The sequence below is a fragment of the Pseudomonas sp. TE24901 genome (assembly GCF_054058375.1).
In genome coordinates, this window is the sequence record NZ_JBSSAF010000002.1 from 520,202 (window position 1) to 531,763 (window position 11,562).

The following is an 11,562-nucleotide window of genomic DNA, read 5'->3' on the forward strand; positions in this document are numbered from 1 at the left end:
GTACACCATGCAAAACCCTGCCAAGTTCACCACGCACATTGTATTGGCCGCCTTGGGCCTGATCGTTTACCACCAGGCCCAGGCTGCCCGTATCGAACCGGCCGGCAGTGCCTTCACCGCCCAGGGGCCGATCAGCTTTTCCAAGGGTGCCCTGATCAGCGCCGACTGCACCATCAAAGTGGCCGGCAAAGTGGCGGCCGATGGCTCATCGGTCAATGTCGATAAAGTTGAATTCGACGGTGGCCTTAAGTGCAGCCGGGTCGAAGCCACCAACTTGCCGTGGATATTAGTGGCCAAAGATACCAAGAGCGGTTCCATGTCGAAGATCAGCGTAGATGTTCACGCCTTCGGCCTGGGCGGCAAGTGCGGCCCTTCCACCGCTGACGGTACGTGGGATAACGCCACCGGCAAGTTGGAAGCGGCCAATGTACCGATTGGCGAAGACTGCAAGATCAAGACGGTGTCGATCAAGATGCCGCCTAACTTCAAAGTTGTCGAATAAGACTGTCCGACTGTTGTAAGCGGTAGTTGAATTGAGATTTGGCTGGAAAGGGAAGTTCTGCAGTTTCACCGTGACCTCTCGATCATGGCCATTACCCCTGGCGAAATGAATTCGCCATAACATGTGAGGAAAAACAATGAAAAGCTTGAAAACTCTCGTGTCGTTGACTGCTTTGGCTGTTTGCATGGGCGCTGCTTCCATGGCTTCCGCACAAAGTTTCAGCCCCGCTAACCAGTCGTTCACGACTAACTCGGGTGGCACGATTACAGTCAAGTCACCTTCTTCATTTGGTGCAGCGGTAACTTGTAATATCTCGTTCACCGGTAAAGTGCGTGCCGATGGTTCGGCGGCAGATATTACTGCTGCTACTGTCAGCGGCTCTAACCAACTCTGCTCCCTGCCTCACCTGACCAACTTGCCATGGGTGCTGTCGCCAGCCGGTACCGTGACCAATGTGGGTTACACCATTGCAGCCATTCCGCCACTGATCCCTGCCACCAACTGCGGTCCATCCACTATTGCCGTGGCGCTGTCCAACGTGACCGGTGGCGCAGCACTGAGCGCTACCAACCAACCGCTCTCGGGTAGCTGCACCGTGGTGACCCTGAGTGTCACCGCTCCAGGCGTCAGCATCGTTCCTTGATAGACGTACTCCGTAAAAAGGGCTGATCACCCGTTGCAGGGCAGGCGCCTCTGATGAGGCGCCTGTTTACGGCAGATGAGTTGGGCCTACGAGCTGAGGCTCCTGGCGAAATGGATCGCCATGAATGTGAGGAAGGAATAATGAAGCGCTTGAATGCCTTCGTTTTTATCGGCTCATTGGCGCTGTGCTTCGGTACTGCATCGATGGCCCATGCTGGAGTTTTCAGCCCTGGGGGAGTGGCATTTACCTCCAGTCCGGGCGGCACCGTTACGATCAAATCGCCCAGTACGTTTGGTGCGCCGATTACCTGCAATATTCAATTGTCCGGCCTGGTGCGCGGTGATGGTTCAGCTGCCGACGTTCTCAGCGCAACCCTTTCGGGCAGCAATGCTTTGTGCAGGCTGCCAACCCTGAATAACTTGCCTTGGGTGCTGACGCCTCCCGCTTCATCGGGTGGCACCGGAGGCCTGGCTAACGTGGGTTACACCATTGCGGCCAGTTCTCTTCCTGCTACGAATTGCGGCCCTTCATCGATTGTCGGTGTGTTGGCCAATGGCGCAGGCGGCGTCGACTTCTCTGCAGCGAACCAGCCGCTTTCCGGCTTTTGCACGGTGGTTTCGCTGAGTGCTCATATTCCCAACATCACCATTGTTCCTTGAGGTGCGTGTCGCACGGTAAGGAGTGTTTTTGCCTTTTAAAAGGCAAGCCAAGTCGCAAGACGAGCCGGCTGGGGCCGGTTCAGTGAGATAACAATAAGGAGTGCCGCATGAATAATAAAAAACAACAGGTACAGGTTCTGCTGGGCTTGGCATTAATGGGGGGGGTGATGATTGCCGCGCCGGTCCAGGCCGGTGGTTTTTCCACACCGACCTATGGCGCCCCGGGCTGGGGTCGTGCTTTTGGTGGTGGTTCGCTGTTCAAGAATGACCCCAGTTCGGCGTACAACAACCCGGCAGCGATGGCATTCGTAGAACACAATGTGGCGCAATTTACGGTCGACTATGCCCGTATCAAAATCAAGTACAAAGGCGAGGCGAACGATTATCTCGGGCAGCCGATTACCAATACACCGGTAGCGCCCGATGGGAGTTTCGATCCGGGTAACCGCATTGCCAACAACAATGACGGCGGCCAAGGTGGCTTCACGGCGTGGTTGCCGACGGGGTTCATGGTGATGCCACTGGGCGACAGGTTTGCTTTCGGGTTGTCGCAGGTTGTGCCACAGGGCATGCGCTCAACCTGGAATGAAGACTCCAAGCTGCGGGATTTTGCCGTCGATACCAAAATTGAAACCGTGGGGCTGACAGGGTCGCTTTCGTTCAAGGTCCGCGACGACTTCTCCATTGGTGGCGGGATCATCGTTCAGCACAGTAAGGGTTTTGTCAGCCAGAACATCGATTTGCTGTCTGCCGCGTCCAACTCGCAATCGCCGCTGCTGGGGAGCATCGATTTCCCATCGGGGGTGGGTGGCGCGCTGATGCGGGTCAAGGTCGACAATATCTCCACGGGCTGGTTTACCGGTGTCGTCTGGAAACCGACCGCGCAAGACAGTCTTGGCCTCAATTACCACGCCAAGATCAAAAACAAAATGACCGGCAAGTACAACATCCGTGCCGATCAGTTCTCCTACAACCTGATGACTCAGCCCAGCCCATTCGGTGGCAGCGGGACCCTTGTAGAAGAAGCCTACCCTGGACTGAAACTGTTCCCGGACGGAGCACATGCCAGCACCCAATTGGATATCCCGGCCACTGCGGCCTTTGACTGGGTCCACCAGTTCAATGACCGTTTCACACTCGGTGTCAGTGCTGTGTGGACTCAATGGTCATCCTTCAAGGATCTGACGCTCAAGTCCGGTGACATTCAGATCGTCTCCATTCCCTACAACTATCGTGATTCCTGGATGTATTCGGTGGGCGGTGACTTCAAAGCCACCGACGAGTTGACGTTGCGAGCCGGTGTCGCTTCCGACCAGACGCCAACCCGCAACTCCACCCGGGACCCACGGATTCCGGACGGTGATCGCTACTTCCTGTCGCTGGGTGCAGGTTATGAGGTCAAGGCCATTCCTGGCTTGTCGCTCGATCTCGCGTACTCCCATCAATTTGTGCAGGAGGTCAACTTGAAGACCAAGAACGTGGATCGACTCGGTGGCGCCAGCCTGAACGGCAAAGCTGAGTCGTCGGGGGATGTGGTGGCTGTTTCGGCGACCTACGCGTTCTGAACCAATAACGCACTATCGAGGATGAAGCGCTAAGCGCATCTTGGCGCTTTTATCCGCGTTTACCTGCGCCGACGGGGCGCTCCGCGTCCCGTCATTCTCCTTTTCAACGTGATGAGCAAGGCTGACCGGGTCGGCCAACTTTTTTGCCTACGCATTAAATAAAAATTTCAAAACAAAATTTGAATTTAGTTTTCCAAGTTTGTAGTGTGGCTTTACACCGCAGCGCATTTCGATCTGCCTGCGCATTGGCCGTACCCTGAATCGAGTAGAGGTATCCCCATGGTTATCTGGTTATTGGTGGGTTTCGCAGCCGCGATTGCCCTGGCGTATCGACAAGCAGCCGCCACCCTGTGGCTGGGCGCTGGCCTGATCTGGCTGGCGGTGGGCTATCTGTTCAATGTGATCGCCACGCTTGGCATCACGCTAACGGCGGTGCTGGTCATCGCACCGGCCTTGTTGATGGCCATCAAGCCCCTGCGCCGTGCGTTGGTGACGAGCAAGGCGTTGGGCCTGTTTCGCACCATCATGCCGGCCATGTCCGACACCGAACGCGCGGCCATCGAGTCCGGCACCGTGTGGTGGGACGCCGAGCTGTTCAGCGGCAAGCCCGATTGGCAGCGCCTGTTGCAAGCGGCTCCGGCCAGCCTCAGCGCCGAAGAGCAAGCCTTCCTCGACAACGAAGTGGAAACCCTGTGCGACATCGCCAACGACTGGGAAACCACCCAGGTCTGGCAGGACATGTCCCCCGAGGGCTGGCAGTACACCAAGGACGCCGGTTTCCTCGGCATGATCATTCCCAAGCAGTACGGCGGCAAAGGCTTCTCCCACTACGCGCACTCCCAAGTGGTGATGAAGCTGTCGACGCGCTGCTCGGCGGCGGCGATTTCGGTGATGGTGCCCAACTCCCTGGGCCCGGCCGAGTTGCTGTTGCACTACGGCACCGATGCCCAGCGTAACTATTACTTGCCGCGCCTGGCCCGGGGTGAAGACATCCCGTGCTTTGCCTTGACCAGCCCGTATGCCGGCTCGGATGCGGGCGCGATCCCGGACCTGGGCATCGTCTGCAAAGGCACCCACGAAGGCGAAGAAGTGCTGGGCTTCAAGGTGACCTGGGACAAGCGCTACATCACCCTCGGTCCGATTGCCACGGTGCTCGGCCTGGCCTTCCGTGCCGAAGACCCGGACGGTTTGCTTGGCGCACCCGGTTCACTGGGCATCACCTGCGCGCTGATTCCAACGTCCCATCCGGGCGTCAACAGCGGCCGTCGTCATTGGCCACTGAATGCGGTGTTCCAGAACGGCCCGACCACCGGCAAGGATGTGTTCATTCCGTTGGAATGGGTGATCGGTGGCCGTGAACAGGTGGGCAACGGCTGGCGCATGCTGATGGAATGCCTGGCGGCGGGCCGCGCGATTTCCCTGCCATCGGCCAACGTCGGCCTGGGCAAGGTGGCGGTACGCGGGACCACGGCCTACGCAGCGATGCGTAAGCAGTTCGGCCTGCCCATCGGCAAGTTCGAAGGGGTACAGGCGCCGCTGGCGCGCATGGCCGGGCATTTGTACGCCTGCGACGCGGTGCGCAAGGTGTCGGTGGCGTCCCTGGATGCCGGTGAAAAACCGTCGGTGATCTCGGCGATCGCCAAGTACCACGTCACGGAACGCGCGCGCATCATCGTCAATGACGGCATGGACATCGTTGCCGGCAAAGGCATTTGCATGGGGCCCAACAACTTCCTGGCCCGTGCCTACCAGCAAAGCCCCATCGCGATCACGGTGGAAGGCGCGAACATCATGACCCGCTGCCTGATCATCTTTGGCCAGGGCCTGATCCGTTGCCATCCCTATGTGTTCCGCGAAATGGAAGCGGCGCGCAACCCGGATCGGCGCAAGGCGCTGGAAGCCTTCGACAGTGCGATGTTCGGCCACGTGAGCTTTGTGCTGGCCAATACCGTCCGCGCTGCGGTGCATTCGCTGACCGGTGGGCGGCTGATTTCGGCACCGGCCAAGACCGACCCGGCGCTGGCGTCCTACTACCGCCAGGCCAATCGGCTGTCGGTGGTGCTGGCATTGATCTCGGACGTGTCCATGGGCGTGCTGGGCGGTGCGCTTAAGCGCAAGGAAAGTATCACCGGACGGCTGGGGGACATTCTGTCACAGCTGTACATTGTGTCCTGCGTGCTCAAGCGTTTTGAAGATGACGGCCGGCCCCAGGCCGACCTGCCGCTGGTGCACTGGTCGGCCCAGGATGCGCTGTTGCGTGCCCATGAAGCCTTGGCCGAAGTACTCGACAACTACCCTTCGAAAGCCGCAGCAGCGGTGGTGCGCGGCTTGAGCTTCCCGCTGGGTATTCCCCTGCGCAAACCGTCGGACCGCTTGCTGGCCCAGGTGGCGGACGTGGTGCAGACCCCGGGTGAGACCCGCGACCGCCTGCTGGCCAATTCCTACATCCCGCGTCCGGAAATCGACAAGCTGGCTTACGGCGAATTGGGTTTCCGCCTGCTGCCGCAGGTGGAACTGATCGACGCGCGGCTCAAGTCTGCCGTGAAGCAGGGCCTGATCGAACCGATGCCGATTTCCGCCACTGCGTTTACCGCCTGGCGCGTCAAGGCGCGGGCGCTGGACCTGATCAGCGACGACGAAGACGCCTTGCTGGGGCGCTACGTGGAGTACGCCGACCATGGCATCCAGGTCGACGACTTCCCGCAGGATTTCGGTTTGCTGGAAGCGTTGCAGCAGCGCAAGCAAGCCTTGGAACCAGCGGTAAAACGTCGCAACAGCCAGAGCGAAAATGCCTCGGTCAATTGAGTGGTACTGAATGAACACGGTCACTGTGGGACCGGGTTTACATGGTCAGCATGCGTTGTGAGTGAATGTCTTTATGAGTGACAGCTACCTTTCCTTCGTCAATTCCCCCTGGGGCCGACGCCTGGCCCAGGCCGTGGGCCTGCCGCAACCGCTGCCGCTGCAACGCCATCGCAGCGGCCAGCAAGGGCTGGTCAACCCGGTGATCATCGCCGGGGCAGGGCGCCTGGTCGATCAGGTACAACAGGTGTTCAAGGCCACCGACACCGTGGCCGCCACCCCGGCGACCCTCAAGGCGCCGTCCACGGTCAAGGTGCAGGGCGCGGTGTTCGATGCCAGTGGCGTCACCGATTTGCAGCAACTCGACGAGCTCTACGTGTTCTTCCACGCCAACGCCAAGCGAATTGGCCACCATGGACGTGTGGTAGTGCTCGGCACGGCGCCGGAACAGTGCAAGGATTTGCCCCAAGCCATCGCACAGCGCGCCCTGGAAGGCTTGGTGCGGTCGCTGGCCAAGGAACTGCGCCGGGCGATCACCGTGCAATTGATCTACGTGGCGCCGGGCGCCGAATCAGCGCTGGACAGCAGCCTGCGCTTCTTCCTGTCGCGCCGTTCGGCCTACGTGTCCGGGCAAGTGGTGCGCCTGGAAAAAGCCGTGGACGGCAACAGCGCGATCAACTGGGAAAAACCCTTTGTCGGTCGCCGTGCCTTGGTCACGGGTGCGTCCCGTGGCATCGGCCTGGCCATCGCCCAGGTGCTGGCACGCGAGGGTGCCCACGTGGTCTGTGTGGACGTGCCCCAAGCCCAAGAGGCCTTGCAGCAGGCGGCCAGCAGTGTCGGCGGTTCGGCGTTGCCGCTGGACATCACCGCCGCCGACGCGGCTTCGCTGCTGCAAGCCCATGTCAGCCAATACGGCGCGTTTGATGTGGTGGTGCACAATGCGGGTATCACCCGTGACAAGACCATCGCCAAAATGACCGAAGCGGCCTGGCGCAGCGTGCTGGCGGTGAACCTGGAGGCGCCGCTGCACTTGAGCAACGCCTTGCTGGACAGCCAGGGGCTGAACCCGGGTGGGCGCATCGTGTGCGTATCGTCGATTTCCGGTATCGCCGGCAACCTGGGGCAAAGCAACTACGCCACCTCCAAGGCCGGCGTGATCGGCCTGGTGCAAGGCCTGGCGCCGAAGGCGGCCGCGCAGCAGGTGACGGTCAACGCGGTGGCGCCCGGGTTTATCGAGACCCAGATGACCGCGAAGATCCCGCTGATGATCCGCGAGGCGGGGCGGCGCATGAACTCGCTGTCCCAGGGTGGCCAGCCGATCGACGTGGCCGAGACCATCGCCTGGTTGGCGCACCCGGCGTCCGGCGGAGTCAATGGCCAAGTCGTACGCGTATGCGGCCAAAGCCTGCTGGGAGCCTGAGCCATGGACTACGTGACCCAGATCATCGACCCACCGCCGTCGCGAACGCGCTTGCTGCTTGATGGTGTACGCGCCCTGCGCAAGCCCAAGCTCGACGGTGCACCGGTATTGCCTAAGGAGCGCCTGGTGCGTTCGGCGGTGGAGCTGTCATCTGGCGATATTGCCGCCTATGGCCGCGCTTGCGGGTTTCGCCGCGAGCAGGGCGTGCCGCTGTCCTATCCCCATGTGTTGGCGTTCCCGCTGCACTTGATGTTGCTCACTTGCCCGAGCTTTCCGTACCCGGCCAGCGGCATGGTGCACCTGGCCAATCGGATTCGGCAGCACCAGCGTTTGCACGAAGGCCAGACGTTGCGCCTGGAGGTGTATTGCGAGCGCTGGGTTGCCCATCCGAAGGGGCAGGCATTGAGCATCGCCACCCGAGCCTACGGCGCTGACGCCCTGGTGTGGGAAAGCGACAGCCTGTACCTGCGCCGTGACGTCAAGGCGCCGGTCGGCGAGCCGTGGGACGACGTGTTGCCGTTGCAGGAGGAGGGCCTGTTGCGCACCCAGCGCTGGGTGCTGCCGGCCGACCTGGGCCGGCGCTTTGCCAAGGTGTCGGGGGATTTCAACCCGATCCACACCTCGGTGATCGGCGCCAAGATCTTCGGCTTTCGCCGCGCCATCGCCCACGGCATGTGGACTCTGGGCCGCGCACTCGCCGCCCAGCAACCCCCCGGCGGGCTGGAGCAGGCCGAGGCTCATTGCGACTTCAAGCTGCCGATCTTCCTGCCCGGCCAGGTGGCGCTTTGGAGCCGCCCCGTGACGGGCCCGCGCCGCGAGTTCGAAGTGCGCAATTTTGCTGGCGACAAACCCCATATGCGCGGCCTCTTTATCTGGAATGAGACCTGTCGATGAGTGACTACAGCTTCAACCCGGCCCCGGTGCGTCGCGTCGCGATTATCGGCGGCAACCGTATTCCCTTTGCCCGCTCCAACACGGTGTATGCGAACGACAGCAACCAGGATCTGCTGGTGGCGGCCTTGCAGGGCCTGGTCGACCGCTACAACCTGCATGGCCAACGCCTGGGGGAATTTGCCGCGGGTGCGGTGATCAAGCACTCGCGGGATTTCAACCTGGCGCGAGAATCCCTGCTGTCGACCACCTTGTCTCCCGATACACCCGCCTACGATGTGCAACAAGCCTGCGGCACGGGGTTGGAAGCCGCGTTGCTGGTGGCCAACAAAATCGCCCTGGGCCAGATCGACGTGGGCATCGCCGGCGGTTCCGATACCACCTCCGATGCACCCATCGGAATCAACGAATCCCTGCGCCATACGTTGCTGTCGGCCAACCGTGCCAAGGGCATGGGCGACAAGTTGAAGGCACTGCTGAAGGTGCGTCCCGGGATGTTTTTCAAACCGCTGCTGCCGCGCAACGGTGAGCCACGTACCGGCCTGTCCATGGGCGAGCACTGCGAAGAAATGGCCAAGCGCTGGAAAATCAAGCGCCTGGCCCAGGATGAGCTGACCCTCACCAGCCACCAACGCCTGGCAGCGGCCTACGCCCGGGGTTTCTTTGATGACTTGATCAGCCCCCATCGCGGCCTGGCCCGTGACAATAACCTGCGTGCCGACGCCAGCCTGGAAAAGCTCGCCGGCTTGTCCCCGGCCTATGACCGGCAGAACGGCACGCTCACTGCGGGCAATTCCACGCCGCTGACCGATGGCGCGTCAGTGGTGCTGTTGGCCAGCGAAGAGTGGGCGGCCGAGAACGGCTGGCCGGTGCTGGCCTACCTGCGCACGGGCGAAACGGCGGCAGTGAACTTCGTCGACGGCACCGAAGGCCTGTTAATGGCCCCGGCCTATGCGGTGCCGCGCATGCTCAAGCGCGAAGGCCTGAGCTTTGCGGATTTTGATTTCTTCGAGATCCATGAAGCGTTTGCCGCGCAGGTGCTGTGCACGCTCAAGGCCTGGGAAGACGCCGATTATTGCCGGGAGCGTCTAGGCTTGGACGCACCCCTGGGCGCTATCGAGCGCAGCAAGATGAACGTCAACGGGGGCTCGCTCGGTTGCGGCCATCCCTTTGCTGCCACCGGTGGCCGGCAATTGGCTGCCTTGGCCAAGACCATCCACGAGAACGGCGGTGGCCGTGGCCTGATTTCAATTTGCGCGGCCGGCGGCTTGGGCATTACCGCCATCGTCGAAAAGTAGCTCTATCAAAAACAACAACAAGGAGACTGCCATGAACGCTGTAAGCCTGGAACAAACCGAACGGATCTGGTTGAACGCTTACTTGCCAGGCGTTCCGGCCGACATTGATGCCGGTATCGAGGACTACCCGTCGTTGCGCGAGGTGTTCCTGGAGCACCTGGAGAAGTTTCGCGAGCGGGTCGCCTACGTCAGCATCGGCACCGAAATGACCTACGCCGACTGGAAAGTGCAGGGCGTTGCCTTTGCTGCCTGGCTGCAGGGCCAGGGCGTGAAGAAGGGCGACCGTGTGGCGTTGATGATGCCCAACTGCTTGCAGTACCCAATCTGCCTGTTGGGCACGATCATGGCCGGTGCGGTGGTGGTCAACGTCAACCCGTTGTACACCGCCCATGAGCTCAAGCATTTGCTCAAGGACAGCGGTGCCGAAACGGTGGTGATCTTCGAGAACTTCGCGCACACCCTGGAAAAAGTCGTGGCCGGCAGCAGCGTCAAGCGCGTGGTGGTGGCGGCCATCGGCGACTTGCTGGGCACCTTCAAGGGCGCGGCGATGAACTTCATCCTGCGCCGGGTGCAAAAGCAGGTGCCGGCCTTCAACCTGCGCGGTTCGGTGCGCTTCAATCAGGTACTGAAAGAGGGGCGCGCGCTCAACCATTTTCCGGTGGCCATGGCCCTGGATGACCTGGCCTTCTTGCAATACACCGGCGGCACCACCGGCGATGCCAAGGGGGTGATGCTCAGCCACCGCAACATCATCGCCAACCTGCTGCAAGCCAAGGCCTGGGTCGGTGACCAACTGGACCAGGACCAGCAGGAAACCAACGTCACCTTACTGCCGCTGTACCACATCTTTTCCCTGACGGTGAATTGCCTGATGTTCATGTGCCTGGGCGGGCGCAACATCCTGATCGCCAATCCGCGAGACGTGAAGCGCGTACAGATGATCCTGCGCAAGGAACGCTTCAACGGCATCGCCGGGGTCAACACCTTGTTCAACGGGCTGCTGGAAAACAAGGAATTCTGTGCGCGGGACTTTTCGGCGTTGCGCATGGTCATCGCGGGCGGCATGGCGACCCACACGGCAGTGGCCAAGCGTTGGAAGGAAGTCACGGGGTTGCCGATCATCGAAGGCTACGGCCTCACCGAGTGCTCGCCTGTGGTGAGCATCAGCCCGATCAACATTGCGCGCATGCGCGAGATGGAATTCACCGGCAGCATTGGCGTGCCCTTGCCGTCGACCTGGGTGCGCTTTGTGCGCGAGGACGGCGAACTGGCCGAGATTGGCGAGCAGGGCGAGCTGCAAGTGCGTGGCCCGCAGGTGATGCAGGGCTACTGGAAACGCCCGGAAGCCACCGCCGAGGTGCTGGATGCCGAGGGCTGGTTGTCCACGGGGGATATCGGGGTGATGGACGAGCGCGGGTTCATTCGCCTGGTGGACCGCAAGAAGGACATGATCCTGGTCTCCGGTTTCAACGTGTACCCCAACGAGATCGAAGACGTGGTGGCGTTGCACCCGGGGGTGGGTGAAGTGGCGGCGATTGGCGTGGAAGATGCGGTGACCGGCGAGAAGGTCAAGATTATCGTGGTGCGCAAGGACCCGAACCTGACCCAGGAACAGATCCTCGCCCATTGTCGGGAATACCTGACAGGGTACAAGTTGCCCAAGTATGTGGAGTTTCGCACGACCGAGTTGCCCAAGACGACCGTGGGCAAGGTGTTGAGAAGAGCCCTGCGCTGATAGACCGCGTCAATGTCTCGAGAGATTGACGCGGCGTTGCCCACGGG

At 61.2% G+C, this 11,562-nt stretch carries 9 protein-coding genes; all 9 read left to right on the forward strand.

Annotation, left to right across the window (positions count from 1 at the left end; genetic code table 11):
* Window positions 1-7: 7 nt before the first annotated feature.
* The 9 genes from praA (at window position 8) to ACVWVP_RS06100 (ending at window position 11,515) form a co-directional block, all read left to right on the forward strand.
* Entirely contained in the window at window positions 8-502 is a 495-nt protein-coding gene (gene praA / locus ACVWVP_RS06060; protein WP_176995769.1) for an alkane oxidation protein activator PraA, read from the forward strand.
* A gap of 136 nt (window positions 503-638) precedes the next feature.
* Entirely contained in the window at window positions 639-1,145 is a 507-nt protein-coding gene (gene praB, locus ACVWVP_RS06065; protein WP_178922432.1) for an alkane oxidation protein activator PraB, read from the forward strand.
* A 140-nt stretch (window positions 1,146-1,285) separates the two neighbouring features.
* Entirely contained in the window at window positions 1,286-1,804 is a 519-nt protein-coding gene (gene praB / locus ACVWVP_RS06070) for an alkane oxidation protein activator PraB (RefSeq protein WP_457404717.1), read from the forward strand.
* Between the two features lie 107 nt (window positions 1,805-1,911).
* A complete protein-coding gene (locus ACVWVP_RS06075) occupies window positions 1,912-3,369 on the forward strand; it encodes an outer membrane protein transport protein (RefSeq protein ID WP_178922436.1) in 1,458 nt (485 codons plus the stop codon).
* Window positions 3,370-3,648: 279 nt separating this feature from the next.
* On the forward strand, window positions 3,649-6,174 hold the full coding sequence (locus tag ACVWVP_RS06080; protein WP_259171644.1) for an acyl-CoA dehydrogenase: 2,526 nt from the start codon (window positions 3,649-3,651) through the stop codon (window positions 6,172-6,174).
* A gap of 73 nt (window positions 6,175-6,247) precedes the next feature.
* Window positions 6,248-7,591 carry a 3-oxoacyl-ACP reductase gene (locus tag ACVWVP_RS06085; RefSeq protein WP_259171643.1) on the forward strand — a complete coding sequence of 448 codons (1,344 nt, stop codon included), beginning with the start codon at window positions 6,248-6,250 and terminating at the stop codon, window positions 7,589-7,591.
* Between the two features lie 3 nt (window positions 7,592-7,594).
* On the forward strand, window positions 7,595-8,485 hold the full coding sequence (locus ACVWVP_RS06090) for a MaoC/PaaZ C-terminal domain-containing protein (RefSeq protein WP_457404719.1): 891 nt from the start codon (window positions 7,595-7,597) through the stop codon (window positions 8,483-8,485).
* A complete protein-coding gene (locus ACVWVP_RS06095; protein WP_457404721.1) occupies window positions 8,482-9,780 on the forward strand; it encodes an acetyl-CoA C-acetyltransferase in 1,299 nt (432 codons plus the stop codon). The genes ACVWVP_RS06090 and ACVWVP_RS06095 overlap by 4 nt, the downstream gene beginning before the upstream one ends.
* Before the next feature lie 31 nt (window positions 9,781-9,811).
* Window positions 9,812-11,515 (forward strand): AMP-binding protein, encoded by a 1,704-nt coding sequence (locus ACVWVP_RS06100; protein WP_178922446.1) that lies wholly within the window; start codon window positions 9,812-9,814, stop codon window positions 11,513-11,515.
* The last annotated feature ends 47 nt before the right edge of the window (window positions 11,516-11,562 follow it).